The organism is Leisingera aquimarina DSM 24565, from assembly GCF_000473165.1.
Taxonomy (GTDB): Bacteria; Pseudomonadota; Alphaproteobacteria; order Rhodobacterales; family Rhodobacteraceae; genus Leisingera; species Leisingera aquimarina.
Window position 1 is genome coordinate 73,400 of the sequence record NZ_AXBE01000011.1, and the last position, 25,638, is coordinate 99,037.

At 60.9% G+C, this 25,638-nt stretch carries 30 protein-coding genes; 17 read left to right on the forward strand and 13 right to left on the reverse strand.

Annotated features, from left to right (window positions below):
• Nucleotides 1-190 precede the first annotated feature (190 nt).
• From AQUI_RS0100425 to AQUI_RS0100445, 6 genes are all read right to left on the reverse strand, one after another.
• Entirely contained in the window at nt 191-913 is a 723-nt protein-coding gene (locus AQUI_RS0100425) for a cytochrome c biogenesis protein CcdA (RefSeq protein ID WP_027255786.1), read from the reverse strand.
• Nucleotides 910-2,910 carry a heavy metal translocating P-type ATPase gene (locus tag AQUI_RS26570; RefSeq protein ID WP_245596827.1) on the reverse strand — a complete coding sequence of 667 codons (2,001 nt, stop codon included), beginning with the start codon at nt 2,908-2,910 and terminating at the stop codon, nt 910-912. The genes AQUI_RS0100425 and AQUI_RS26570 overlap by 4 nt, the downstream gene beginning before the upstream one ends.
• A gap of 15 nt (nt 2,911-2,925) precedes the next feature.
• Nucleotides 2,926-3,402: a cation transporter gene (locus AQUI_RS31420; protein WP_211235971.1), complete on the reverse strand. Its 477-nt coding sequence runs from the start codon at nt 3,400-3,402 to the stop codon at nt 2,926-2,928.
• Nucleotides 3,403-3,406: 4 nt separating this feature from the next.
• Complete coding sequence (locus AQUI_RS0100435) at nt 3,407-4,879, reverse strand: hypothetical protein (protein WP_156916726.1); 1,473 nt, start codon at nt 4,877-4,879, stop codon at nt 3,407-3,409.
• A 175-nt stretch (nt 4,880-5,054) separates the two neighbouring features.
• Nucleotides 5,055-5,654, reverse strand: coding sequence for a cytochrome c biogenesis protein CcdA (locus AQUI_RS26575; RefSeq protein ID WP_051371708.1), 600 nt, complete (start codon nt 5,652-5,654; stop codon nt 5,055-5,057).
• Nucleotides 5,654-6,082 carry a MerR family transcriptional regulator gene (locus AQUI_RS0100445; protein ID WP_211235972.1) on the reverse strand — a complete coding sequence of 143 codons (429 nt, stop codon included), beginning with the start codon at nt 6,080-6,082 and terminating at the stop codon, nt 5,654-5,656. Before AQUI_RS0100445 ends, AQUI_RS26575 begins: the two co-directional genes overlap by 1 nt.
• 145 nt (nt 6,083-6,227) lie before the next feature.
• On the opposite strand from AQUI_RS0100445, the gene AQUI_RS0100450 reads away from it, so the two are divergent.
• On the forward strand, nt 6,228-6,461 hold the full coding sequence (locus tag AQUI_RS0100450; protein ID WP_027255789.1) for a DUF6429 family protein: 234 nt from the start codon (nt 6,228-6,230) through the stop codon (nt 6,459-6,461).
• On the opposite strand, the gene tnpC is transcribed toward AQUI_RS0100450, so the two are convergent.
• From tnpC to tnpA, 4 genes are all read right to left on the reverse strand, one after another.
• Nucleotides 6,442-8,079: an IS66 family transposase gene (gene tnpC, locus AQUI_RS0100455; RefSeq protein ID WP_027255790.1), complete on the reverse strand. Its 1,638-nt coding sequence runs from the start codon at nt 8,077-8,079 to the stop codon at nt 6,442-6,444. The genes AQUI_RS0100450 and tnpC overlap by 20 nt on opposite strands.
• Before the next feature lie 123 nt (nt 8,080-8,202).
• Nucleotides 8,203-10,290 (reverse strand): recombinase family protein, encoded by a 2,088-nt coding sequence (locus AQUI_RS0100460; protein ID WP_035919401.1) that lies wholly within the window; start codon nt 10,288-10,290, stop codon nt 8,203-8,205.
• Between the two features lie 354 nt (nt 10,291-10,644).
• Nucleotides 10,645-10,968, reverse strand: coding sequence for an IS66 family insertion sequence element accessory protein TnpB (gene tnpB, locus AQUI_RS0100465; RefSeq protein WP_027255792.1), 324 nt, complete (start codon nt 10,966-10,968; stop codon nt 10,645-10,647).
• On the reverse strand, nt 10,965-11,372 hold the full coding sequence (tnpA, locus tag AQUI_RS0100470) for an IS66-like element accessory protein TnpA (RefSeq protein WP_027255793.1): 408 nt from the start codon (nt 11,370-11,372) through the stop codon (nt 10,965-10,967). Before tnpA ends, tnpB begins: the two co-directional genes overlap by 4 nt.
• A gap of 293 nt (nt 11,373-11,665) precedes the next feature.
• Here tnpA and AQUI_RS0100475 point away from each other — a divergent pair, with 293 nt between their 5' ends.
• On the forward strand, nt 11,666-11,989 hold the full coding sequence (locus tag AQUI_RS0100475) for a hypothetical protein (RefSeq protein WP_027255794.1): 324 nt from the start codon (nt 11,666-11,668) through the stop codon (nt 11,987-11,989).
• Between the two features lie 222 nt (nt 11,990-12,211).
• On the opposite strand, the gene AQUI_RS0100480 is transcribed toward AQUI_RS0100475, so the two are convergent.
• Nucleotides 12,212-12,613 (reverse strand): MerR family transcriptional regulator, encoded by a 402-nt coding sequence (locus tag AQUI_RS0100480; RefSeq protein WP_027255795.1) that lies wholly within the window; start codon nt 12,611-12,613, stop codon nt 12,212-12,214.
• Nucleotides 12,614-12,709: 96 nt separating this feature from the next.
• On the opposite strand from AQUI_RS0100480, the gene AQUI_RS0100485 reads away from it, so the two are divergent.
• The 13 genes from AQUI_RS0100485 to AQUI_RS0100545 all read left to right on the forward strand — a co-directional run bounded on the left by AQUI_RS0100485 (nt 12,710) and on the right by AQUI_RS0100545 (nt 21,279).
• Nucleotides 12,710-13,117: a mercuric transporter MerT family protein gene (locus tag AQUI_RS0100485; protein ID WP_027255796.1), complete on the forward strand. Its 408-nt coding sequence runs from the start codon at nt 12,710-12,712 to the stop codon at nt 13,115-13,117.
• 12 nt (nt 13,118-13,129) lie between these two features.
• Nucleotides 13,130-13,435 (forward strand): heavy-metal-associated domain-containing protein, encoded by a 306-nt coding sequence (locus tag AQUI_RS0100490; RefSeq protein ID WP_027255797.1) that lies wholly within the window; start codon nt 13,130-13,132, stop codon nt 13,433-13,435.
• 422 nt (nt 13,436-13,857) lie between these two features.
• The gene (gene merF, locus AQUI_RS0100500) at nt 13,858-14,097 is read left to right on the forward strand and encodes a mercury resistance system transport protein MerF (protein ID WP_027255798.1); all 240 of its coding nucleotides are present in this window, start codon (nt 13,858-13,860) and stop codon (nt 14,095-14,097) included.
• A gap of 3 nt (nt 14,098-14,100) precedes the next feature.
• Nucleotides 14,101-14,289, forward strand: a complete 189-nt coding sequence (locus AQUI_RS30475) for a hypothetical protein (protein WP_156916727.1) — start codon at nt 14,101-14,103, stop codon at nt 14,287-14,289.
• A 22-nt stretch (nt 14,290-14,311) separates the two neighbouring features.
• Nucleotides 14,312-14,497 (forward strand): hypothetical protein, encoded by a 186-nt coding sequence (locus AQUI_RS0100510; protein ID WP_027255799.1) that lies wholly within the window; start codon nt 14,312-14,314, stop codon nt 14,495-14,497.
• Between the two features lie 31 nt (nt 14,498-14,528).
• Complete coding sequence (gene merA / locus AQUI_RS0100515) at nt 14,529-15,980, forward strand: mercury(II) reductase (protein ID WP_027255800.1); 1,452 nt, start codon at nt 14,529-14,531, stop codon at nt 15,978-15,980.
• 82 nt (nt 15,981-16,062) lie between these two features.
• Nucleotides 16,063-16,344, forward strand: a complete 282-nt coding sequence (locus AQUI_RS0100520; RefSeq protein ID WP_245596807.1) for a hypothetical protein — start codon at nt 16,063-16,065, stop codon at nt 16,342-16,344.
• A gap of 17 nt (nt 16,345-16,361) precedes the next feature.
• Nucleotides 16,362-16,661 (forward strand): hypothetical protein, encoded by a 300-nt coding sequence (locus AQUI_RS31080; RefSeq protein ID WP_211235973.1) that lies wholly within the window; start codon nt 16,362-16,364, stop codon nt 16,659-16,661.
• A 94-nt stretch (nt 16,662-16,755) separates the two neighbouring features.
• Complete coding sequence (gene merB / locus AQUI_RS0100525) at nt 16,756-17,457, forward strand: organomercurial lyase (RefSeq protein WP_027255802.1); 702 nt, start codon at nt 16,756-16,758, stop codon at nt 17,455-17,457.
• The gene (locus tag AQUI_RS29055) at nt 17,454-18,284 is read left to right on the forward strand and encodes a cytochrome c biogenesis CcdA family protein (RefSeq protein WP_051371711.1); all 831 of its coding nucleotides are present in this window, start codon (nt 17,454-17,456) and stop codon (nt 18,282-18,284) included. The genes merB and AQUI_RS29055 overlap by 4 nt, the downstream gene beginning before the upstream one ends.
• A gap of 61 nt (nt 18,285-18,345) precedes the next feature.
• On the forward strand, nt 18,346-19,566 hold the full coding sequence (locus tag AQUI_RS29585) for an adenylate/guanylate cyclase domain-containing protein (protein WP_084294161.1): 1,221 nt from the start codon (nt 18,346-18,348) through the stop codon (nt 19,564-19,566).
• Between the two features lie 194 nt (nt 19,567-19,760).
• Complete coding sequence (locus AQUI_RS0100540) at nt 19,761-20,729, forward strand: arsenic resistance protein (protein ID WP_027255804.1); 969 nt, start codon at nt 19,761-19,763, stop codon at nt 20,727-20,729.
• Nucleotides 20,730-20,934: 205 nt separating this feature from the next.
• Nucleotides 20,935-21,279, forward strand: a complete 345-nt coding sequence (locus AQUI_RS0100545) for a hypothetical protein (protein ID WP_027255805.1) — start codon at nt 20,935-20,937, stop codon at nt 21,277-21,279.
• A gap of 602 nt (nt 21,280-21,881) precedes the next feature.
• Here the strand turns inward: AQUI_RS0100545 and AQUI_RS0100555 are convergent.
• Nucleotides 21,882-23,081: an IS91 family transposase gene (locus tag AQUI_RS0100555; RefSeq protein WP_027255807.1), complete on the reverse strand. Its 1,200-nt coding sequence runs from the start codon at nt 23,079-23,081 to the stop codon at nt 21,882-21,884.
• Nucleotides 23,082-23,093: 12 nt separating this feature from the next.
• Nucleotides 23,094-23,981, reverse strand: a complete 888-nt coding sequence (locus AQUI_RS0100560) for a tyrosine-type recombinase/integrase (RefSeq protein ID WP_027255808.1) — start codon at nt 23,979-23,981, stop codon at nt 23,094-23,096.
• Between the two features lie 539 nt (nt 23,982-24,520).
• Here AQUI_RS0100560 and AQUI_RS26590 point away from each other — a divergent pair.
• A complete protein-coding gene (locus AQUI_RS26590; RefSeq protein ID WP_051371712.1) occupies nt 24,521-24,901 on the forward strand; it encodes a hypothetical protein in 381 nt (126 codons plus the stop codon).
• A gap of 426 nt (nt 24,902-25,327) precedes the next feature.
• Nucleotides 25,328-25,510, forward strand: a complete 183-nt coding sequence (locus AQUI_RS0100570) for a hypothetical protein (RefSeq protein ID WP_027255809.1) — start codon at nt 25,328-25,330, stop codon at nt 25,508-25,510.
• Nucleotides 25,511-25,638 lie beyond the last annotated feature (128 nt).

Here is a 25,638-nt window from a genome sequence, read left to right on the forward strand (position 1 = left end):
TCACACTGGCGTGCGGCAAAAAAACACCAGCGGTAATCCGCGTCAGAATGGGTTCCTGCAGTTCATTTTTTACCACTACTCGTATTCCGTCTTTGCAGTCGGCCACACCGGTCTTGGTGCCCAATTGACCGTCATGCGCACATTGAAATGGCCGCGGCGTGAAATTTGCTGTGCCCGGTCTGCGCCAGCGTTAGTCAACCCATCCGGCATAGATAGCTGTCTGCCAAGCAAACCAAACCGCCGCGGCTAGCAGCAGCCCGCCCCCAATCCGTTCGGTCCAGCGCATGACACTGCTGGCACCGGGCCAGTGCGCCAGGCTAGATGCTGCAACTCCAGCGGCAACAAGGGGAATACTCCGGGCCAAACCAAAGCTCCCCATCAGCACCGCGCCTTTTATGGGATCGGCAGAGGAGGTGGCTGCCACAACAACTGGCAGAAGCAGGGGAGTGCAAGCAGGACATGTGGACAGCCCGAAGGGCAGCCCCAACGCAAAGGCCCCGCCGAAGCTCTTCGCGGTTTGCGCGGAGGGGCGCAGGACGGGGACTTTCAAATGGATCACGCGCCATAGCGTCAGAGCGGTCAAAATCAGAATGACCGTGAGCAGGCCATAAACCCAAGCCATGGCGCTATTCAAAACCCGCAGCACTGCAAATCCGGCATAGCCGAACAGCGCCCCCAGCACCGCGTCGACCGTGGCGATACCGAGGCCGAACCCCGCCGCCAGGCAGAACCCGCGCAGACGGGATACGCCGATCGCAGCAGTTCCATCGCGGGCGCCCAAGCCGCCGGCCACCGCGAGCAGAGGGAACGAACTTGGTGCAACTCCGATGATCAGCCCAGCCAGGGCGACGAGTGCCACACTGGCAGGGGTGAGGTCGCCGATATTTTGCAACAGGGATTCAACGCCGGTCATTGGCTGACCTTTCCGTCCACCATATGCCCGAGCCGGCGGATGGCCTCGGGCAGCATCTCGGGTGCGACCTCCCCGGGGTCGTAGATAATTCGAACTGTTTTGGCCCCCGGGTCGCCACTGACTTCCACAATACCGGGGGTGAGCCCCAGCCCGGCGGCAATGGTATCGACGCATCCTTGGCAATGGATGCTTGGCACAGAAAGCGTGGCAGTCTTCTGCATGGTGTCAGCCTTTCTTGATGGGGCGTGAATGGGCGCCGGCCGTTTGTTAAAGAGCCGCCCTCCAAAGGAATTGGCAAGCACCGCTGAGACCGACAATGCCATGGCGATCATCGCCCAGGAGGGATGCACCAGCCCGGTTGTCGCCAGAGGCACGCCGAGTCCGTTGAAGAAGAAGGCGAGCCACAGGTTCTGCACGGTTTTGCGGTAGCTGATGGCACCAATGCGCACCGCCTCTCCCACGGCGCCGACACGCCCGCCGGTGAGCACCACGTCGGAAGATTCGATGGCAATGTCGGTGCCCGCGCCAATGGCGATGCCCACGTCGGCCTGGGTCAGCGCCGGGGCGTCGTTGATGCCGTCTCCCACCATGGCGATGCGGGCGCCACTCGCCTGCAGTTTGCGCACGAGCCCGGCCTTGTCCTGGGGAAGAACCTCCGCGCGCACCTCGGCCATGCCCGCTTGCCCGGCGATGGCTTCGGCCGTTCGCCGGTTGTCACCCGTCACCAGCAGGGTTTCCATGCCCTGTTCATGCAAGGCCGCGATGGCCGCTGCTGCATCCTGTTTCAACGTGTCGGCAAGCGCCAGCACGGCGGCGGGCTCGCCGTTTACTGCCAGCAGGACGGCGGTATGCGCGCGGGCTTCCTGCTCAAGCAGCACTGCTTCGGCGGTTTTGGTTTCGACGCCCTGGCCGCGCAGATGCCGCGCTGTGCCGACCAGAACCGATAGCTCCCCGGCACGGGCGAATACACCGCCGCCCGTCACCGAATGAAAATCCTTTGCTTGCGTCCAAGTCACGCCTTCCTCCTGCGCGCTGGTAACAATCGCTTTTGCCAGCGGATGTTCCGACTGTTCCTCTGCGGCGGCGGCAAGGGCCAGGACCCGGCCCCGTTCAAATCCGTTCAGGGGAATGACCTCGACCAGCCGCGGTTTGCCTTCGGTCAGCGTGCCGGTCTTGTCGAATACCACATGCGTGATGTCCTTGAGGATCTGGAAGGCTTCACCCGAGCGGATCAGGATACCCCGTGTGGCGGCAATGCCGCCGCCCCGGATCAATGCCAGCGGCGTCGCCATACCGAGCGCGCATGGGTAACCCATGACCAGAACAGTGACGGCGGCATAGATGGCGCGCACCCAATGCGGTTCACGACTCCAGCTGTCGGGCGCAAGCCCCCAGAACATAAGCGCTGCAAGGGAAATGGCCAGAACGGCAGGAACATAGCGCTTCAGCACCCTGTCCACCAGCACCACGATACCGGGCTTCATGGCCTTGGCTTCTTCTACATGACGGGCGACCTGATGCAGGAAACTATCCTCGCCGATGCGAGTGGCCTCGACCACAATCGCACCGGTCTGGTTGATCGAGCCGCCAATCACCTCCGCCCCCCGCACCTTTTCCACGGGCACCGACTCCCCGGTGACAATTGCCTCGTCCACCGCGCTTTCACCCGACAAAAGCCGCCCGTCGACGGGTACGCGCTCGCCGGGTCGCACCCGCACATGATCGCCGGCGATAACTTCTTCGATGGAAACTTCCCGCTCGGTGCCGTCCCGGATTACGTTCGCCACCGGTGGCTGCATGGACAAAAGCCGCCGCACACTTTCCGATGCCTTGGTTCGAACGATTAGTGATACCCATCCGGACAGAAGGTGATATGCCGTCAGAAAAACCACGACACCGAAGAAATCGACCGCCGGAAAGCCGACGAATCCGTACCAGTCGAACCACGGCATCGGCGCGCCAAGCAGGCCGCCGATGTAGGCGCCGATGGCCCCCACCGACAATAGCACATGCTAGTTCGTAATCCCGCGTTTCGCCGCGCCCCAGGCCATGCGGGTAATGCGCCGCCCGTTCCAGAGGAAGACGAAAGTAGCAATCGCCCAAGCAGTCCAGACATGCCAGTCGCGCATTTGCCACCAGCCCAGCCACATGGCCGCCATAGCCGCGAACAGGACAAGCGCGGCGATGGCGGCCATGGCCAAGTCCATCGCTTCCTCGCGGATCGCGCGTTTTTGTTCTTCGTAAGCGCTCACCTTGCGCGGATCGCGGATGGTGAAGCCCAGATCGGTCAGCGTGCGCTTGATCCGAGCCTCATCGGTCTGGTCCGGCGCGAAGCGGATCAGTACTTCTTCATGCGCAAGCGACACATGCGCCTCCTTGACGCCTCTGTCCCGCCTGAGCGCCGAGGTGATGGAATTGGCGCAGAACGAACAGCTCATGCCGCCGATCTTGAGCTGCAGCGTGCCGGGGGCCGAGGTTGCGGCGGTCATGGCGTCACCTCCTCAAGCTGGCCAGCAGATCGTCGGAAAGGAACAGATCGCTCCGCCCGTCCTCGCTCCGTAGCGCCAGCATGTTGGCCAGAAACAGCGCGTCGCCGGTTCGGAAGACGGGGTCGCTGACCCGCCATGTGCCATCCTCGAAAATCGCTTCTGAGGCAAAAACCGGCGCCAAAGCAGTCGCCGCCGGCAGGGTTGGGTGGGCGAAATGCTCGGGCGGCACGCCTTCCAGATAGGTCGCGGCCACCAGCGGCAGCGGGCTCGCCTGCATGAGACCGGAGCGGACAATCACCGCTTCAAAAAAGCGCGGAAACAGCGCCACCGCCCTTTCCGCTTCGGCAGTTTCCCCATACCAGCGCATCGCGTTCAGTGCGGCAATCACAGCCCCGGCCGAGCGCGGACCATAGGATTGCACCACTTCGCCCTGCCGGAAGAGCCCCGCCGCGTCGTCCCAAAGCGGCAGCAGACGGTCGTTGAAGGTTCCCCGCGCGGCCACGGCAAATGTCGGTTCGGTCAGAATCCGTCCCGCTTCGGCCAGCCCATAGACGGCGAGCGCCAGGTCCTCGAGGCCGGTGCCAGGATCGCCGCTCAGGCTTTCGGCATGTCCCCGCACAAGTGCCAAAGCCTCGCGACGCTGGATGTGGTCATCGGTGGCAACGGCAAAGCGCGCCAATGCTGCAATGGCCAGGCCACGGTCGCCCGGAGTCTCAGGCGGCATCATCCTGACGGCTGCAAAGGCCGCCCCCAATAGACCACGATAGCTGTCCGGATCCGTAAGATCGCGGTAGGCGGCGTGCCAGTAGTCACCGCGCGCGCTGGTCCCGGCCAGCACCATGTTGGATGCCGCCCAAAGCACGGCGATCTGGTCGCGCGGCACCGCCGTGCCAAAGGCGCCATCGGGCATGCGCGGCGCGAACAGCCCCTCGCCGTTCGTCAGCCGCGCCTTCAGCGTCTGCGCCTGCGCACGCGCCTGCGGGATCATCATCAGCCCGGCCAGTTTGTTTTCCGGCAGATCGTGAAATTGCAGGTGAAATTCTGGACTGCTGATCTTGATCATTGCCCAGGCTTGCGCACCGGGGTCCAGCGTCTGGTCAAAGGTGGACCGGTCCCAGGCCAATGTTGCAGGAGCAGAAAAATCCGGCGCCTCCGCGAAACCCGGCTCGGCCCCGGCATAAAGCGGCCCAACTGCCGCCATGTCCGGCATGGCAGGCCGCGTGACGAACCCTGCGCGCCTCAGCCATTCGTCACGCTCGTAGGGAGAGATGACCAGCGCCTCGCCCAGCCCGGAAAACATCACCGCATTGGCAAGGTTGGACAGCGCCGCGAAATAGACCGCCGGTGCTACGTTGGTCTCGTTGTAGTGAAATTCCTCTTCGGCGTGGACTGGCAGCGAGGTGCAGGTCGCGCCCAGCATAGCCCCTGCGAAAAGCGTTGCGATACCGGATCGCGCGTATCTTGAGAGTAATTTCATGACAGCCTCCGTTTCCGCGGGCTCCCTTGTGGAAACCGTTTCGAAAGCCATCTTGCCGCCCGTACCGTGATACGGAGTCAAGGGGCAGATGAGAAATTCAAGCGGGCGCGGGAAGCGCCGCGAAGAGGCCGAACCAGATTGACCACAGGCCAAGGGCGACGAGGACGATCCCTGTTCAGAACGGCATTTTTTCCGAGAGCGCCGCCAGTCTGTCAAGGAGCCGCCGCGCCGGCGCATAGGCGGCGGCCGCGACGAGTGGCAGAGACAGCGCCAGCCCGAATACGCCAAGCGCAACGAAGCCGCCGAGGACTTCATTGCCGCTCGCCCCGCCGGCACCGGCAAAGCCGAGCAGGACCAGCAGAAGCGGTGCAGCACAGGCGGGAATGTTGAGGCCGAAGATCAGACCGAGCCCGACCGAGCCGCGCGCCCCGTTCAACTCGGTCAGCCGGGGTCCGATGGTCCGCATCAGATACCCGGCACGCCCGACGAGATACAGGATGCCGATTGCCGCATACCCGGCCCCGAGCACGATCCATGCACCACGCTGAAACCCTGCGAAGGCGACGCCGACCAGAACCGCGGCTGCCCCGAGCCCGCCGATGAACAGCGCCCGGGTCAGGGCGAAAAGCACCGTTTCAAAGAGTTTTTGCGCCCCGGATTTGCCTTCCAGATACTTGATGAAGATCAGGCTCGATCCGATCGAACACGGTTCGATGAAGCCGAATAGGCCAAGCCCGGCAGGCAGCACCAGGAGGTTGAACAAGCCGAATTCCATTAGTCTGGAGACTCAGTGGTAACCGCGGCCTTTGCACGATGGTCGCTCAGCGCCTCCATAATCGTGCAGGAATTGAGGCTCCCACCGCCCGGACATGTTGCTATTACGGCGTCGAGAGCGGCCCGTATCTCTTCAAGCCGTGCAATCTTGCATTCGACCTCATCGCGCTTGGCAATTGCCTGGTTGCGCACATCGGCGCAATCTGCCTTCCTGTCCGTCCTCAGCGCCAGCAGTTCGCCAATCTCTCGCAGCGTAAAGCCCAGCTCCTGCGCCTGTTGGATGAAGCGGATGCGCTCCACTGTCTCGCGGTCATATTCGCGATATCCGCCGCTTGGGCGAAGCGGTTGTTCGATCAATCCCTTGCGCTCGTAAAAGCGGATGGTCTCGACGCCGACGCCAGCCTCATCGGCAGCGCGGCTGATGGTCATTCGCCGTGCCATAGCTCACCAAAGTTTTTCCACGGATACACTCCGTACAGTAGTACGGAGTCAACAGGTTGCCAGATCGAGCGCAACGTAAGGCTCCGGCGAAGACCGCGGTCCCTTTGGCTCTGTGATGTGATACCCGTTGTTCATGGAGATCGAAGAGGACAAGATTGACGACGCGGTTCTGGGATTGCTCTGGTTGACGCTGCATGATGAGCGTCGCGCCTGGAAGGGAATGGACTGGTCGGCACTGGATCGATTGTATCGGAAGGGTTTGATCCATGACCCGGTTAACCGGGCCAAATCTGTCGTGCTGACCGATGAAGGGCTACAGCGCTCAAAGGCCCTGTTTCAACGGTTGTTCACGCGGCCGCCGCAGTAACGCCCTCACGGGCTTTCCAGTTCCAGGGCAAAAGTTCCGGCACGCGCGAGACGGGGATGTCGGGCAGCCGGGCGAGGGCATCGGCCAGCCACGCCTGCGGGTCGATATTGTTCATTTTGGCAGTGACGATAAGGGTGTACATGGCGGCGGCCCGCTCACCGCCGCGCTCGGAGCCGGCAAAGAGCCATGACTTCCGGCCCAGGGCCACACCGCGCAGGGCGCGTTCGGCCGCATTGTTCGTCAGGCAGATGCGTCCGTCATCGAGGAATGCGGTAAAGGCCTGCCAACGGTCCTCTTTCTCGAACATGTAGTTGATCGCCTTGGCCACCTTGTTGTGCCTGGACAGTTTCGCGCGCTCTTCCTGCAGCCAGTCATGGAGATTATCGACCAGGGGACGGGAGAGTTCCTGACGGGCGGCAAGCCGGGCATCGGCATCCAGCCCATTGATCTCGCGCTCGATATCGAAGATGGCGTCGATCCGTTTCACCGCTTCCAGCGCGGCCGGCGAGATCTGATGGGCCGGTTTGCCCTTGCGGACATTCCCGGCAATATCCGCAAGTTCGAAGAACTTCCGGCGCGCATGCGACCAGCACAGCGCGCTGGTCACGGGGCCCGCATCACGGTCAGCGCGGTAAAGATCGTTGTATCCGCCATAGGCGTCGGCCTGCAGCACGCCTTGCCATCCGGCGAGGTGCTGATTGGGATTGGTTGCCGCGCGATCCCGCGAGAAGCGAAAAAACGCAGCTGGCGGTGCGCCACCATTCCAGGGCTGGTCATCGCGCACATAGGTCCAGAGGCGGGCCTTTTTTGCACCGCCCCGCGCCAGGAGCGGCACGGTCGTGTCGTCGCCATGCAGGCGGTGCGCGGCAAGCACATGGTTCTCGATCAGGGCATGGATGGGCTGCAACGCGACTGCGGCATGCCCGACCAGGTCCGCCAGGGTCGACAAGCTCAACTCGACGCCTTCACGGGCGAAGCGTTCGGCCTGCCGGTTCAACGGCTGATGCTGGCCATATTTCTCGAAGACCAGCATGGCGATCAGGCTGGGCCCGGCCCATCCGCGCGGGATCGCATGGAACGGGGCCGGTGGCTGGCTAATCTTCTCGCAGGCCCGGCAGGTGAACTTCTCGCGCACGGTCTGGATCACCTTCCACTGCCGCGGGATCACCTCCAGCGTCTCGGTGACATCTTCGCCCATCTTCACGATCCGATCCGAGCCACAGCAGGTGCAGGCGGCAGGTGCCTCGACAACCACCCGCTCACGCGGCAGGTGATCGGGGAACGGCTTGCGCACAGGGTGGCGGCGCGTGAAGGCGCGCACCTTGCTGGCCTTTTCAGCCGCCTGTTCTGCGGCCAGGGCATCCTCGGTTGCCGCCGTTTCCAGTTCTTCGAGCTGCAGTTCCAGTTGATCAACCAACCGCGCGCGCCGTTCCGACGAGATGCCGAATTTGTCGCGGCGCAGCTTGGCAATCTCAAGCTTGAGTTCCTGGATCATCGCTTCCGAGCAGGACACGACGGCGCGGGTCTGTGCCAGTTCGCTCTCCGCAACCTCTGCGCGGGCCTCCGCAGCGGCCAGGGCAGCGCGTAATCTCGCAAGCTCGGAAGCGGTATTCGACATGGCGGATGTCTATCATCCGGGCTCGAGGGGCGCCAATAAAAACAGGCCCGATGGAACAATTTATCCAGCCTTTGCAGGACGTTGCGTCCAGCGCGGGTTGCGCCAGTCGATCCCCTCCAGCGATCACCCATGTTGATACCCCCCATTGTCAGGCTGACAGATTCTCAAATCCAGTTCGCCGATCACGTGGTTTCGAAGGTTCCGCACGCCTTCCAGCACGACAGATGTGTCGGGAAACAGATAGGCACCGGTTGGCTGAGGGTCGATGAGCAGACGCTTTTTCCTGATCTGGACATAGAGCCAGTTGACCGGGATCCCCAGCTTTGCAGCAAGAGCCGTTGTGCTCAGGTAGCTAGGATCGTGGTTCCACCGCCGGCACGAGGGAGGCGCCTTGATGCCTTCGGCCAGCCGGATACGCTGCACGGTGACAGGGAGAACCTTGTCGGCACAGTGTGCCGAGCGGTGTCCCTCGGTGGTGAGAACGCGGGCGATTTCATCGTCGGGCACGCCAGCCTTTGCAAGTTCAAGCAGGCGCACCCGCATTTCGGCGCCCCGTGCGAGTTTCGCGATTGCGGTTACCCGCATCTTGATGTCGAGCTCGGTCACCGCACCGCCGCGCCAAACGATGCGGACCAGCGCGCTCTCGGGCGTTCGGTCGAGCACCACCTTGTCCACCAGGCAGCGCAGTAGCGACTTGCGATGTGCATCGGTGGTGGCGGGATCCGCCCAGATTTGCGGCAGACGTCCGGCCAAGGCCACCACCTTGCCGGTGAAGGCCTTGTCCATTGCCATATGCGCGGTCGGTTGCTGTGCGGACTGCTCGGCCAGCGCGGCCTCCGCCGCTCGAACCTCCATCAGCGCGCTTTCCCAGCGGCGCTCAAGTTCGGCGGCGACAAGACGGTTGTCAGGATCGACGCGATTGTACTGTCGCTGTGCCAGGGCCGCTGCATAGCGTTTGCGCTCAACTTCGCGTTCTGCGTTTGCACGCAAGGCGCTGTCGACTTTGCTCTGAGCCCGGCGGGCGCGCGACAGGGCATCGAGTTCCGCAGGGGCCAGCGCGGACAGGAAGGCCTCGGCAACAGCGGCGTCCACTGCCTCGGCCCGGATATGCTGGCAAGTGGGCAAGCCGGAATGGGTGCGCAAGTGGTTGCAGACATACTCTCCGCCGCCCTTGTATCGAACATACATCTTGTGGCCGCAGCGTCCGCACCACACGATGCCATGCAAGAGAAGGTCGCCGTCGCGGGGGATGCCTCTTGTCTTGGTGCGCATGTATTCGGCCCGGTTGTCGCTCACGATGCTGCGGATTTTCTCATAGGTCGGCCAATCGATATAGGCCGGATATCGGTCCTTCACGACGATACGCCATTCCTCGAGAGGTCTCGCCACTTTTGCTTTTGCCGAAGGCCGGCTGTCCGGGGACGGGTCCCTCATGCGGGTTCGGCCGTAGACGAAAGCGCCTGCGTAAGCGGGATTCTTCAAGATCGCAGCGACCGCAGAAACCGTCGCGCGCGCCCAGTGCAACTCGCCGTGCCGGTCCCTGCGTGGCAGATCGAGGTCACGCGCATTCAGCATGCGCATCACCTTGGCGATGCTGCGCAGCTTCAGAAAGAGTTCGAACACAAGGCCAAGACGGTCCTGAACAGCCGTATCGGGGTCTTTCAACACCACGCCGCAGGGGTCCCGCACGAGGCCGACCGGCAAGGTGACAGCAAGCTCCCCACGCTGTGCCTTGGCGATGAGGCCGGCCGTCAGGCGGCTGCGGATCGTATGCAGCTCCAGTTCGGATATGGTTCCCTTGAGGCCAAGCAGCAGTCGCCCGTTGGCACTGCCGGGATCATAGACACCGTCGCGATCGGCGATCAAACACCCCCGAAGCCCACAGATGTCGAGAAGAGGATACCAATCGGAACAGTTGCGTGCGAGCCGTGTCACATCGATGGACAGGATGATCCCCACTTCGCTGAGCCCGACGCGGCCGACAAGTTCCTGGAACCCGCTGCGATGTGCGGCCGAGGCGCCGCTCAGACCGAGATCGGCGTCGATCACGTCAATGTCGGCTTCATGCCATCCAAGATCGCGGGCGCGTTGGCTGAGCGCGTATTGCAGCCGCAGGCTCTCTTGGTTGCTCACGACCTGATGCGGCGTCGATTGCCGGATGTAGACGACGGCCTTGCGCTTCAGATGCGTCAGTTGGATCAACTCGGACATCACGAAAGACCTCCGCCAGAACCACGGCTATGTCGTCGACGATCTGGCGCCTTAGCGTCACCGGCAGTGTCGCCCAAAGATCTTCGGGTGCCATGCTCATGATCCAAACATACCACATTTAGTAGATCTATCAAAGCTCTCACACTCAGTTTGGTAGGGGAAGTCAGCAAGGCACACGGCTCGGTCACCGCCACCGGCACATTCAGTGTCACGCCATCGCGATACGCGACCTCGTAGAACGGCGAAGAACTGCTCCTGCGAAACAACGATCGGCCAAGAACTTGGAACCGGCGCCCAAAGAGTGGATGGCGCGGATCAAGGACCAAAACCTCGTCTGGAAAAGATTCGTCAGCATCACCAAAGGGGGTATCCCCAAACACCTTCGAGAAGATAGCCCAGTTGTGCCGCAGAGATCTGCACCGCCTCGCCGGACCGGCTCACCGGCCAGATGAACTTGCCCGCCTCCAGGCGCTTCAGATACAGCGACATACCCACGCCATCATGCCACAGGATCTTGACCAGATCGCCCTTGCGGCCCCGGAAGCAAAAGAGCTCGCCCGCATGGGGATCGCGGCCGAGCCCTTCTTGCACCTGCAACGCCAGGGTGTTCATGCCCCGCCTCATGTCGGTGACGCCGCCCGCAATCCACACCTTCACGCCAGCCGGAAACGCGATCATTGCCGATCCACCACTGCCAGAAGCCGTGCAAGTGCTTCGGGCTCCACGCCCACCGGCACGATGAGCCGGCGCCCATTCGGCAGGGCTATCTCAACCTGACAGTCCGGAGGCGGACAGGGATCAACCGGATTTGCCTGCGAAGCGGGAGCTCCCTTTGCCACGGTCACCGGCGCGAACGGCACCGGGCGAGAAGATCCAAGCTCACCGTTTCGATACTGCCGCCGCCAGGTGGTCAGCAGCGACCGGCAAATGCCATGCCGCCGCGCTGTGGCAGCCGCTTGTCGGTGGCCGATAAAGCTCTCCTCCACGATGCGCAGTTTATCATCATCTGACCAATACCGGCGGCGATCACCATCGGCAGCGGAAAGAACTTCGATTTGAGGGCGGTTATTGAAGTCGGACATAAGGCCGGACTTACCATCGGATCGATCCCGAGATCAGGCGGCCGCCGCCGGAGCCTTACAGCGCAACAACGTGAACGGCAGCCAAAAATAAGGCCTGAATGAGCCCCTCCGTTGTGAGGTTCCGGGAGCTGCTGTCTGATCGCGGCTACGATCCGATGATAAGTCCGGCTGTCCCCGGAACCTTACCTTTCTTCAATCGCGATCACGTGAAGAATCGCTTCTTGATCCTGTGGTTGCTACAGGGTGCATAAGCGTTCCCATGATATGGTCGCCCTTTGGCGTGAGGTGAATTCATGAAAAAATCAATCTGGGCCAGCTACGTTGGATCGCTCTCATCACTTGGTGTTGCGGCGTGCTGCGTCTTGCCGATGACGATGATTTTGTTCGGACTTGGTGGAAGCTGGCTTGCAATATTTGGGAAAATTGCCGCTGCAAGCTACTACGTCCTTGGTATCTCAACGGCAGTCTTGCTTTCGGCATGGACTGTTTCGTACCGAAGGGGCTCAATTTCCCACCTAAAGTGGTGGTTGACGGGCAGCACAGTACTGATCGCGATATCATGGATCGTTGTTGTGAATGAAGCTCAGATCAACGACTTCCTCATAACCCTTATGTAATGAGGCTAATGACGCGAAGCGCTGCCTGGCAAAAAAGTAAGAACGAATGCCGGATGCGGTCATTCAACCCGGCAGAAAGCTGCGGAAGATCGCGGCTCCGGCCTGCACTGCCTGTGGACTTGTTTTCACTGCCAGCCACCATCGTCACTTTGATCCTTGCGATCGCTCCGGTTCCACTGCCCGTTTCGGTGACGGGTGCGGAAATCCTCAATTGGCGATCAGTTAGGTTACCTCTGTAAGCGCGTCGATTACAGGGCACTCCGGTACGTCGCCACCTGTGCATTGCGCCACTGTGGAAGACAGAACGTGCTCGATGCGTTTGAGATCGGCAATCTTGGCGCGGACAGAGTCGAGATGAGTATTCGCAAGAACCTGCACCTCACCGCAGGTTTGCGCCCCGCCATCGACGAGCGCGAGCAGATCGCGGATCTCTTCGAGCGTAAAGCCCAATTCGCGCGCACGCATGATGAAGCGCAAGCGGCCGACATGGCTTTCATCATAGGCGCGGTAGTTCTTGGATGTGCGGGGCGGTTCCGGCATGACGCCGATTTTTTCGTAGTACCGGATGGTCTCCAAGTTGCATCCCGTCATTTGCGCCAAATCCCCGCGCCGTATGACCTTCACCGTTCTGTGATGAGTTTTCACGTTGGACCCCCTTGAGCCTGTACTGGCTACAGACCTTAGGTTGAAGTCATCAACGAGGCAAGGACAACTCGAAACATGACTGAAACCACATCCGCAGGCCGGGCAGCGGCACTCGAGGAAAAACCGGATGCCGACCGAAAGGCTTGGGCGACTACCGGGTTGGGGGTACTTGGTGCGCTGGCCATGACTTCATGCTGCATTCTGCCATTGGTGCTGGTCAGCTTCGGTGTCACCGGCGTGTTCATCGCCCAGTTGGGTGCGCTTTATCAGTACAAGTGGATCACCTTTGCACTGAGCGCAGCCTTCATTGGCTACGGTTTTTTCAAGGCCTACCGCCCAATACCGGCCGAGGCCTGCGCCGATGGAACCTGCGCGCGCCCCATGAACCGGACGCTCATGCGATCCATCCTTTGGATTGCAACCGCCATCGTCGCCGTCGCGATGATCTTTCCCTATCTCACCCCTTACATCCTATCTTACTGAAGGACCCGCATCATGAGAAACATCCTTCTTACACTTTCAGCTCTGGGCATGCTCGCAGCGGTTCCCGCCAGTGCCGGCGAACAGCGCATCAATGTCGGAGTCGGCGAACTGACTTGTCCCTCCTGTTCCTTTACTGTGGCGGCGGCCATGCGCGGCGTACCCTCCGTCGAGATTGTCGACTTTATTGAGGGTCAGGCCTTGGGCGAAGGCATCTACGTAGTCAATTATGATGATCAGGAGGCCAACCCTGACATGATCGTCAACGCCATTCTGGCCAATGGCTACCCGGCTGAAGTCCTTCAGCCTGGCGGTTCCTGAGGCTCGAAGGAAGGGAAAGGCCATGAGTGACAGGCACATGGGAGGTCTTCTGGCCTTCGTCATTGCCGCTCCAGTTATGGTGATCTGTTGCGGAGGCGGGGGTGTTATCCTAACCGCTATTCTGGGCGGGCTGAGTGGCTGGCTGTCGGGGCTCGGCTTTTTTGCAACTGTGATCGCTGCCGTCGGGGCCATGCTGGTCTTTCGAGAGTTCAAACGGAGACGCCCGGCACACGCCGGCAGCGCGCCAGAAGACACTGGCTGTCGGCATGACGCGCAAGCCAGCCTCGACTCTGCCGAAAACGCGAACCGGCAGCAAAGCGGACGGACTTCGTAGGCCGTCGCTGCAGTGGCCGTGTCCATTTGATCAGGAAAACAGCCTCTTCGCCGGGCGGGTTTTCCGCAGGCTTGGAAACAGAAGATACATGAATACTGAAGAAAAATCCTCGAATGGCCTCCTGAAGGTCGGCCTCATCGGCACGGTCATCGCGGCGCTTTGCTGCTTCACACCTGTTCTTGTCGTCCTCTTCGGCGCCGTCGGTCTTGCCGCCGTCGTCGGATACCTGGATTTTGTGCTGCTTCCCGCGCTCGGAATTTTCATCCTGCTGACAATCTACGCACTGTGGCGAAAGAACGCCCGCAATACCCAATCGCAAAGGAACTAGGAGATGATGACCCCTATAGACGATATGATGCCGATGGCGCCGCAAATGATGGGCTGTTGTTATTTCAACTTTTTCGGCGCGGTGTCCTGGATGGCATCAATCACCACGCCGCTGATCGCAATCGGCGCAATCGTCTACCTCCTGACCAAACGATCCGACACAGGGAGCAGTCAGGACTTCTCCCAACCGTAGATTTCGGAACGGCACAGCTGAAATGAAGGTGATTTGTGGCATCACCTTGATCGGACCGGAAGCCGAGGCTCAGATCAACCTGTTCGCCAAGATCATAGACGCCGGACTGACCGCCAACCAGCAAAAGGCGATGATATTCGCCTATCCCAGCTACACCACCGGAACGGTTCGATGGCCAAAAAAAAACACCCGAGGCCACACGGAATGACGGCCCTATTTGGAAGCAAAGGAAGATGATGATGGAGCAAAAGGTTGAAACCCATGATTGTTGCGGTCCGGCAGGTGCTGATGGCAACGCATTTGACCTGATCGTGGTGGGTGCGGGCTCGGCAGGTTTCTCCGCCTCGATCACCGCGGCCGAGGCCGGCAAACGAGTTGCCCTTGTAGGTCACGGCACGATCGGCGGCACCTGCGTGAACGTCGGCTGCGTACCGTCGAAGGCGATGATCCGTGCCGCCGAGGCGGTACATGGCGGCATTTCGGCGGCACGGTTCCCAGGCGTCGGGCCCTGCACCCACGCAGCCGACTGGGGCGCGGTGGTAAACGGCACGACCGATCTGGTCGTTGAGATGCGGCAGAAAAAGTATCTCGATCTGCTGCCCGCCTATGACAATGTGGCCTACATTGAAGAAGGTGCTGCTCGTCTCGTCGAGGGCGGGGTTCAAACTGGCAGCCGTTTGCTTTCCGCTCCCCGTGTCTTGATCGCCACCGGGTCCCGCCCTCAACTGCCGGAAATCGAAGGCATCGCTGAGGTGGACGCGCTGGATTCTACCGGCCTGCTGACACTGCCCGCACGTCCCGAGAGCATCATGGTGCTGGGCGGCGGCTATATCGGCTGCGAGTTGGCGCAGATGGCGTCAAGGCTTGGGGTGAAGGTCACGCTGGTCACCCGTTCACGCCTTTTGCCCGGCGCCGAACCGGAAATGTCCGAGGCGCTGACCGAGGCGCTGAAGGAGGAAGGCATCGCGGTCGAAAACAACTTGGCTTACAACTCGGTCGCGCAGGGAACGGACGGTGTCACCCTGACCATCGAACGCGATGGCAAGACCGAGGCGCTGACAGCGGAACGGATCGTCGTGACCACCGGCCGGGTGGCCAACGCTGACGGGCTTGGACTGGAAGAACTGGGCATCGATACCGACGCGCGCGGGTCGATCAAGGTCGGCCCGGACATGGCCACCACACGGAAGGGCGTCTGGGCGGCAGGCGATGTCACTGACCGCGACCAATTCGTCTACATGGCGGCCTATGGCGCCAAGGTCGCAATCAACAACGCTCTGGGGCTGGAGCCAATGCGCTATGAAAATGCCGCAATGCCCTGGGTTGTGTTCACCGACCCGCAAGTGGCTGGTGTTGGTCTCTCGGAGGCCGAGGCAAAAGCGGCTGGGCACGAGGTTAAGACCAGCGCGATTACGCTCGACAACGTTCCGCGCGCCGCGGCAGCGCGCGATACCCGCGGTGTGATCAAGCTGGTGGCCGATGCCAAGACCGACCGTCTGCTGGGGGGACAGATTGCAGCCCCCGAGGGTTCTGACACGATTCAGACGCTAGCCATGGCGCTCAAATTCGGCATGACCACCAAGGCGCTCGGCGAGACGCTCTTTCCCTATCTGACCACGGTCGAGGGGCTGAAACTGGCGGCACAGACCTTCGACAAGGATGTGGCGAAACTCAGTTGCTGTGCTGGGTGACGACGTGAGACGCGGGCACACCACGGATCTTCTCTCCAGCTGCCATGGCGTGCTGTTAGGCTGGGGGGCTCCGGCGGTAGCAATGTTTGCCGCGTTCGGCAGTGCGCATCCGGTCAAGACATGGGTCTGGGCCGGGGCTCTCGTCTGGATGGGGGCGGCCTGTCTCTGGAACGCGCGCCGCTGCGGGCGGCGTCATTGCTTCTGGACCGGGCCATTCTTTCTGGCGATGGCGCTGGTGGCGCTGTCTCACGGGTATGGGGTTGTGGACCTCGGAAGCCAGGGGTGGAAATGGCTTGGTGCAATGATCGGAATTGGCTCCTTGGGTGTCATCGCTGTCACGGAGCGCAGGGGCAAGTATCTCTGAGCAACCGAAAAGGAGCCATGATGAAGGACGATGGTAGAAAATGCCCGCTAGCTTCGCTGGTCGCGCTCAAGCTCGTCTGCTGTGGCGGGCTCCTGCTGGCCACCGGCGCATCGTCTCTTGGCGGGTTCCTGTCACTGATGGCCCACCCTGCGGTCAAACTTGGAGGCGTACTCCTTCTGGTTTTGGCAGCAGGCTGGCTGTTGTGGCGAGGGCTTGCGAGCAGAGCCGCTTCACCATCGCAGAATACCGGCGCGCGGCGCCATGAACTCCGCAGTGGCAATGCTACCCAGCCTCCAAATGCAGCCAGCAATCAATGACAAGCTTGTCTTACTCTCCGAACCACGCCGTTAGCACTGCCGGAACGGAAGTGGGGCCAGGCCCATGCAGTTCACCCAAAGGAAAGTGAGATTGATGGAAATGACCGCTGAAACCTATTTCCCGGACACTTCGGCCCTCTCGGACCCAGATGTCTTGGAAGCGCTGTCCGCACTCATGACCAACGCGCGGCTGGCCGCCCGCTGGGGCGGGCTTTCGCCTGCGGCGCGGCAAGCTCATCAAGCGATCCTGCAGGCGTTTCTGGCTGATGGCGCACCGCCTCCAATTTCCCAATTTTCCGCTGAAACGCTTGCCGATCTGGGACGGCGCGATCTTGTGCATGTGCGCGGCGGAGAGATTGCCTTGGCTTATCCGTTTTCAACCCGTCCAACCGATTTCCTGGTGCGCGTGGGCGGGGTGAAGGTTCACGCGATCTGTGCTGTCGATGCATTGGGCACCGCAGCCATGGCCTTCGAACCAGCCGAAGTCACCTGTCTGTGCCCAACTTGCCGGGCTCGTGTCAGCTTGAAAGTGTTAGCGGATGGTCTCACGCTCGGCCATGCCTCCGAACCCGATCCTCGGATCTGGACCGGCGTCAAGTACGTCGGGGCCTGTGCGGCCGACAGCCAGTGCAAGTCGATGCTGCTGTTCTGCAGCCCCGATCACCTTGATGCCTGGAAACGCTCCCAACCGTCCTCAGCGCGGGGGTTCGACCTCTCGCTGGCCCAAGGAGTGCGCCTCGGCGCTGCGATTTTCCGGCCATTCCTTCAAGCCCCGGGCGAGGAGGCTGCACCGTGAGTTCACTCGTCCTTTATGGGTTCACTGCAGGCGCGGTTGCTACGGTCAACCCCTGCGGCTTTGCCCTTTTACCAGCGTGGTTCGCCCGTGAAATGGCGGCACACGAAGACCGCCCCGCGGCCGAACGCCTGATCCGGGCGTTCGGTTCAGGCGGGCAGGTTTCGCTCGGCTTCGTTTCAATATTTTTAGTTGCCGGGGTCCTGCTTGCAGCCGGCTCCGATTGGCTCGGGCCGGCGCTGCCGTGGATCGGTGTTGCATTGGGATTGACACTGGCATTGATCGGCATCAGCTGGATTGCGTCGATCCGGTTTCCGGGAATTCCAGTCATTGAAAAATGCCGCCGAATTAGCACCCGCTATGGCGCGTTCGGATTTGGCCTTTCCTATGGGCTCGCGTCTATCTCCTGCACACTGCCGGTGTTTATGTCTGTCGCGGGTCTGTCCTTTCTTCTGGAGAGCGAGATTTCTTTGTCTGGCTTTTTTGCATACCTGGCCGGGGCGGCCTTCGTTTTGACACTGGTCGCAGTGGGCGGAAGGCTCGCAGGTTCGGGATTGCTGAAGCTAGTTCAAGATCACACCGTGTTCTTGCGACGGGCAGCCGGTAGTCTGACACTGCTGGCCGGTCTCTACATCGCCCTCTATTGGGGAAGGCTTTTCTTTGATAACGCGTCATGGGCAGACGAAATCGCGTATTCAGTCGAAGGATATGCATCGAGCGCAAGCATGTTTCTGTCGTCCAGAATGGGTTCACTCATACTGCTGTCGGGCGCCACTGTGCTTGCCTTGTGGGCGTGGATTGCACGAATACGCGCTGCGCACCGCAAATAGACCGCTCGCTTGACCCCTGGAGACTATTTGAACGAGCTAACGGGCTTCCTGAGATGGGACCATGACTGACCTGAACTGCCGACATACACCAAACCCACCTGTTGAAATCGGGTGTGACACCGGCCAGCTTGCACTGTGTCTAGCGGAACACGGCGCCAGTTCAGAGGACGCCCAGGCAGCTATCCGAAAATTCGGGCAGCTTCTGTCAGCGGCACCATTGCGGGTAGAACGCCTCTTTGTGAGCGTGCAACCGCTGCATCCGGATTTTCGGGCACGTACTTACCTGTGGCTCGCCAAGGACGACCGGGTGCGCGTTATCGAATGGCCGCATGGGCTTAAGAACAGGCAGGGATACCGTTCCTCTCCGGATCATCACGTTCATACCACGGGTACTGAGTTACGTGTTCCAGACCTCCAAAACACTCCACCGTCGCGTTGCAACCTCTATGATGAGCTTCGGCTTGACGGTTTCACCGACTATCTCATTATCCCGTTGCGCTTCAGCGGCGGCACAATCAACACGCTTTCGATTGCAACCCGCCAACCAGGCGGATTTTCGGAATGCAGCCTGGTTGGGGTCCGCCGGCTGGCAGATCTCCTGGCCGCGCTGCTGGAGCGGTTTGTTGCCGTTGAAAATCTCGACACCGCCCTGCGGACCTACCTGGGCCGGCACGCCGGCAGCCAGGTCATGCGCGGCGAGATCCGCCTCGGCGAAGGCCAACTGGTCGAGGCTGTCGTGCTGTTTGCGGATCTTCATGACTTCAGCAGCCTTTCCGCGCAATTGAAACCGGCGGAGACGGTCAGCCTGCTGAACAGCTATTTCGACTGCCTTGTCGCTCCGATTGAAGAGAATGGCGGCCACATACTGAAATTTATCGGTGACGCCGTTCTAGCCTTCTTTCCAGTTAACTTACCCGGATCGCCGGAACCGCGGCCGCAGGAGGCAATCGCCGCCATCAGTCAGAGGCTCAGCATGCTGAATTCCGCGCGGAGGAAAACAGGTGAGAAAGCCCTGCAACACGGGCTCTGCCTGCATTTCGGCGAAGTTCTGTACGGCAATATCGGGTCGAGTGAGCGTCTGGATTTCACCATTATCGGCGATGCGGTGAATGTAGCCGCCCGATGCCTTGAGGAAACCCACGCATTTGGCGTCGAGTACCTCGCCACAGAGGCATTCGTAACGCGATTTTCTCCCGAAAATTCCTCACACATCGGGACGCGCAAGTTGAAAGGCATTGCCAGTCCTGTATCGCTTCATGAACTTTGCCCGAATTCAACGTAGATTTTTTTCGTCCTTGGAGGAGGACGCCTGGCGCTCTGGGCCAAAACCAGACGTGCGAGAGGGGGTCCCTTGCGACTTGCGCTCTTGGGGTATACCCGCGTCTGCGACTACCTTCACGGCAAGGCGGAGTGGGGGAGGTTAGCCTGCCCTGTGTGACGGATGAAACGCAGGTGCGATAGGGAGAGGCTGAGGCGATGCGGGATTGGCTGGAGAGGCGTCAGATCACTGTCTACCTTGGCGCGATTGGACTCGGAATCGCTGCCGGCTCGATAGCGCCGGATGCTGCCGGTCCTCTGGAATTCGCAGTCACACCCGTGCTGGCGGCGCTCATCTATACCACGTTCCTGCAGGTTCCGCTCGCCGATCTCAGAGGCGCGATGCGCAACCGGCGTTTTCTCGGCGCGCTCCTGGTGGCCAATTTCATCGCTGTTCCGCTGCTGGTGTGGCTTCTGTTCCAAATGGTGCCGTCCCGCCCGGCGGTGCAACTGGGAGTGCTCCTTGTGTTGCTCACCCCCTGCATCGACTATGTCGTAGTGTTCACCCATATGGGCCGCGGGAAAGCGCGCCTCGTGCTCGCCGCCACACCGCTGCTCCTCGTAGTTCAGCTTTTCCTGCTGCCATTCTACCTCTGGCTTTTCCTGGGGCCGGGCATGGCGGATTTGCTGCGACCCGGCCCGTTTCTGTCAGCTTTCCTCTGGCTTATCGCAACGCCATTGATACTGGCTTGGCTGACCGAATTTTGGGCGGGTCGGCACGCGTCTGGCGAGCAGTTCACCGCGGCCACGGCTTGGGCACCGGTGCCGCTGATGGCGCTGACCCTGTTTTTGGTCATTGCGGCTGAGCTGCCCCGGATCGAAACAGCCTTGGCCGATGTGCTGGGCATCGTGCCCGTTTATATCGCCTATGTCTTGGCTGCACCTATCATCGGATGGGCGATCAGCCGCCTTGCCGGTCTTGATTACGGCGCCGGCCGGGCGTTGGTATTCAGCATAAGTACCCGAAATTCATTGGTCGTGTTGCCATTGGCGCTCGCGGCGCCCTTTGACGGCGGACTCGTCGCCGCCATCGTGGTAACGCAGACCTGCGTCGAACTGCTGGCTGAGCTTGCCTATATAAGGCTCGTTCCGGCGCTGGTGACAGAACGATCAACGCGTCAGCGGTAAAGACGGCGGGACCGGTTTCATTGATTCTCCTGCCTTCGTTGCGCGGGATGACATAGCCATTTTGGGCCGAGAAACGATGCGAGCAATCTCCGGAAATGCTATGCGATGAACGAACAATATGGTGTGTTTGCCGCGGCAACCCTCCTAGGGCAAACGAGGCCCGATAAGATAGGCACAGCAAGATCCGCCGTAAAGGCGAACGACCATGCCGCATGATGTTGGTCTGGAAGTCTCCGTCAAATCCGTTTTGATCATTGTTTTTGACGGAGAAGGTGAGGAGCTTGCGGGCGGCGAGACCAGTTCGGAACCAGATGCAATCCCATCATTTCTTCTGGAGCACGCCGCTGAGCCCAACCGGATTTTGCATGAGAGCGGCATCCAGGCCATCTGGCTCACCCGCGAATTGGAGAAACGCGGCCTTCCGATCATCTGCATGGATCCACGCCTGGCGCACAAGGCGCTGTCGAGGAGGATCAGCGTGACTTTGAATGACCGGTCCGGAGAAATTTTCTGCGTAACCCGAAAATTTCTGTTGCGCGGTCGAACATAGATTTCGATTTTTTGCACATGCATTCGCTGCGATAGCAAACGGCCGGTTTGTCCGCTCCCCGATTGTCGGCCCCGGCTGCAACGAAAAGCCGGATTGAATTTCGCGCTTCTTAGCGAGTTTGAAGGACTGCTTTGGTGACATGCGCTGCATTGCGACAACTGGCGCGCTGCAGCGCAAAGAAATGCTGCGTCAGCGAAGCGTAAAAACAGAATGTCGGGAAAGTCCGCTCTTTTCCTGTTCGTGCTGGATGCAGCGAAGGTCGGCTCTCCTGAAGGTTTTTCGATGTGGGCCGCGGCGCACCGTTGGCCATCATGCGGTGGCGGCCCGCGTTGACAAACCTCGGAAGGAGGAAGCCGCGGGGGACTTGGATCAGGCTATGGGGAAAGTGCGCGGTCGCTTGGAGCGGCTATTGGGTTTGGGTGCGGCTGATGGCGTGACTGGCGACCGGTCTGCCCCCTGATAGCGCCGACGGCGCGGAGGGATTGAGGGCAAATGGAGCACGCGCGGTCTGGCCGGTGACGGCAGGCACAAGTCGGCTTGGCCGGATCTGCAAGGAGCAGCCGCTGGCATTCTGTTAGAGATGATCGGTGGCAACCGATTTATCATGCGGCCTGCTCCCTGGGTGGTGCGCGCGACATCGGGATCTCACCGCGCCGGAAGATCTCGATGATGCGCATGGGGCCGCCGCAGCAGGGGCATGGTTCGCGCAGGGTGAGCGGGATGATCTCGGCCTCTGGCTCTGACGCGGCGGCCTGTTCGGGGTGTTGGACGCAAAGCAACGCGCGGATCTTCGTGAGGTTAGCCTTGCGGGTCGAACTGGCCAGCAGGCCGTAGTGCCGGATGCGGTGGAAACCATCAGGCAGGACATGGATGAGGAACCTGCGGATAAACTCGGGTGTGGCCAGTCGCATGACCTTTTGGCGGCCGCCTGACTTGATGCGGTAATCCTTCCAGAGGAAGGCAACGGTATCGGCATCGGCGCTGACCAGACGTGCGTTCGAGATCGCCACCCGGTGGGTGTAACGGCTGAGATAAGCCAGCACCGCCTCGGGGCCGCCGAAGGGCGGTTTGGCATAGACCACCCATTCGGAATTGCGGAGCGGGGCGAGCCAGGCCGCGAAGGCGCCGGCCTTTGCCAGCCCTTCGAGATCGCCGAAGAAAACGAGTTTGCCTGTGCGGTACAGGCCCATCAGCCCCTCCAGAAACAGGCGCCGGAACAACCGTGACAGCACCCGCACATGCAGGAAGAATCCTGGTTTGCAGGCGACCCACTTCATATCGTCGGGCGACAGACCGCCGCCCGGGACGATCATGTGGACGTGCGGATGGTGGGTTAGCGCCGAGCCCCAGGTGTGCAAGACGCTGGTCATGCCCACGCGCGCGCCCATGCGCTTGGGGTCGGCGGCAATGGTCATCACCGTTTCCGCGGATGCTTTGAACAGCAGCCCGTAGATCGCCTTCTTGTTCCAATAGGCGATCCGGGCAATCTCGGCTGGCAGCGTGAAGACGACATGGAAGTATTCTACGGGCAGCAAGTCTCCGGCGCGCGCCTCCATCCAGTAGCGCGCGGCCGGTCCCTGGCACTTCGGGCAGTGCCGGTTCTTGCAGGAATTGTAAGCGATGTGCTGATGGCCGCACTTGGTGCAGCCCGCCACATGCCCGCCGAGCGCCTCGGTCCGGCAGGCCTCAATCGCCGACATCACCTTGAGCTGGGACAGGCTGACATGCCCCGCATTGGCCTGCCGCCATGCAGGGCCATGGGCGCGAAAGATGTCAGCGATCTCCAGCGTGGGCCGGGCCACGGCCCCCGGGCGTTACTCCAACCCTCGTCGCAGGGTCTCGTCCTGAAGCAGCTTGATCTGCTCATAGGGGCTGACCGTGCTGCGGATGGTCTTCGTTGCCACGTGGGCATAGCGCGCCGTCGTGGTCAGCTTGGCATGTCCGAGCAGAACCTGGATGACCCGGACATCCGTGTTCGCCTCCAGAAGATGCGTCGCGAAGCTGTGGCGGAGCGTGTGCAGCGTCGCGGCCTTCTTGATTCCTGCCATGTGCTTGGCCGAAGTGAACGCCCGGTTCAACTGTCGCGGCGACAGCGGGTTGATCTTGGGCTTGCCCGGGAACAGCCAGCCCTCCGGGCGGGACTCGCGCCAATAGTCCCGCAACAGCGCAAGCAGGTTGGGCGACAGCATCGCCTTACGATCCCGCCCGCCCTTTCCATCATCGACATGGATCAGCATACGATCGCTGTCGATGTCGGTGACCTTGAGATGGCATACCTCGGAGGCGCGCAGACCCGCGCCATAGCTGATGCCGAGGGCCGCGCGATATTTGAGCCCTGGGCCGGGAACGGCGGCCAGCAGGTCGGCCACCTCCTCGACGCTGAGGACTATGGGCAATTTGCGGGGCTTGCGATGAAACTGCATGAAACGCTTCATCTCCTCGCGCCCACAAGTGACGCCGAAAAAGAACCGCAGGGAAATGATGCGCACGTTGAACGTGCTGGCCGACACCCCGTCCTCGGTCATCTTGAGCTGATACGAGCGCAATTCCTCAGGCGTCGCCGTATCCGGAGGCCGCCCGAGGAACGCGGCGAAATGCTTCACATTGCGGATATGGGCTTTCTGGGTCTTCTCGGCCAAACCCCGAATGTTCATATCCTCGATCATCCGCTGGCGCAGCGGGGTGGCTTTCTCCTCCTCCATGGGAACCTCCTGTCTGACGGTGGGAAAGACCCCAATCGTCAGCCCGGAAAGGCCAGCCACAAAGAAAAACGACGAAATGCACACCAACGCTACAACCGGGTGCCAATGCCGCGGAGCGGCTTAGTCCTTCCAAACCTTAGCCGAAGAACAACCGTGGCCGCCAAGCGGCTCGCGCGGGCCTCGCTTCGCTACGCGAAGGCTCCGCTCAGCCCGCGCTACCGGCGGAAATTACACCAACCGTTGGGACACTGCTCCAATTCGCATGCCATCCGGCCGGCAAACTGAACACATTCCCAGGTGCCGCTGCGCGTCAGCCTCCTCGGAGAAATCCGTTCCGCAGTTGGACTCAATCGTGGCGGAACCAATTTTTTTCAGGGGCGACGGTCACCCCGGCCTCTGGGGGGGTGATTTACGCCAGCGCATCAATATCCACTGTTGACACGAATTTGATATTCATGTCACACAGCGAATGCGGGACGCCATGGCTTCTCGTCAGACAATCATCTTGCTAGGAAGTCGTCGCCAACAGGGGACGACACATGCCGATAGAACGTTACAAATCCTTGGTCACGATCGCTGGCGTTTGCAGCTGGAAGAAAGCGGGACAGGTTTTTCAAGTTCGGTATGACCTGGTAAAACCAGGGGTGAACAGCGGTGCTCCGGCGTACAATTGTATCTACATTGTGGACGGTCAGGAGCACGTTCTGGTCCCGTCTAATGCCAGGCCAAGCGGCTTTGTTGAGGAACGTCAGATCAACCTCTGGCCCGGTATCCTCAAAAAGCACCACCTGGAATACGGCGACGGTTCAATGCTGGTCTTCAACCCGGAGGATCAAACCATTTCTACTTGGATGGTCGGCTCTGACGGCAAGGCTGAACTCAGCACAACCGGCGAAAACAGAACAGCGGCGGAAAGCTAGCCACGGCGCGGTGCGGCCGCGGCTTCCTGCACCTGACGCTGAAAGAAAGCACCAAATTAGTGCCGCAACTTCCCCGCCGGAAAAGTCTGCGCGGCGCATGGGCGTGTGCATGTCCGGGCATGCGTCGAGTTTCCCAGGTATCACGAACATTCTGAATTTCGCCTGCAATGGGCGAGATCCCGCGGTGTCGGACCCGCGGGTTATTTCTGTGCATCTGAAACGAAGAAAGGAACAAGGGATTTGACCCTGCGCAAAGCTGGGAACCGGCGCTGGCCAAAGGCGTGGAGACCGCTGTCTGCCGGTAATACTGCATCAGCCAGCCACACGCATAGGGGCGGAATTCAGGTCAGGCAGGCAGACTTTTTTAGCGTAAGCGGGCTTTTGGTAAAACGACGAAACACTCCAAAGAACAGAAAGGAAGGCGGCATGACCACCATCTGCCAATGGTTCTACCTGGCTGGATACGGCGGATGGATCATGCCTCGCTTCCTGCGCAGTCTGACTGCGCGTTCTGAGTTTCATCGGGCGTGGGTGACCGGCCGTCTTGGTTTCTTCGAGGAAGGCGGCGTGAGGTTCGGTCCAGCCAGCCCCTACTATCCGCCCGGCTGACCACAGCGATTTTCTCAGTGAATGAAAACAGCGCGGCCCAGGAGACATCCGGGCCGCGGCACCCCGGCTATTGCCGTTCGGAAACAACAACTAGCGAAGTGCCGCGGGTATCCCGAGCTGTTGTCGGA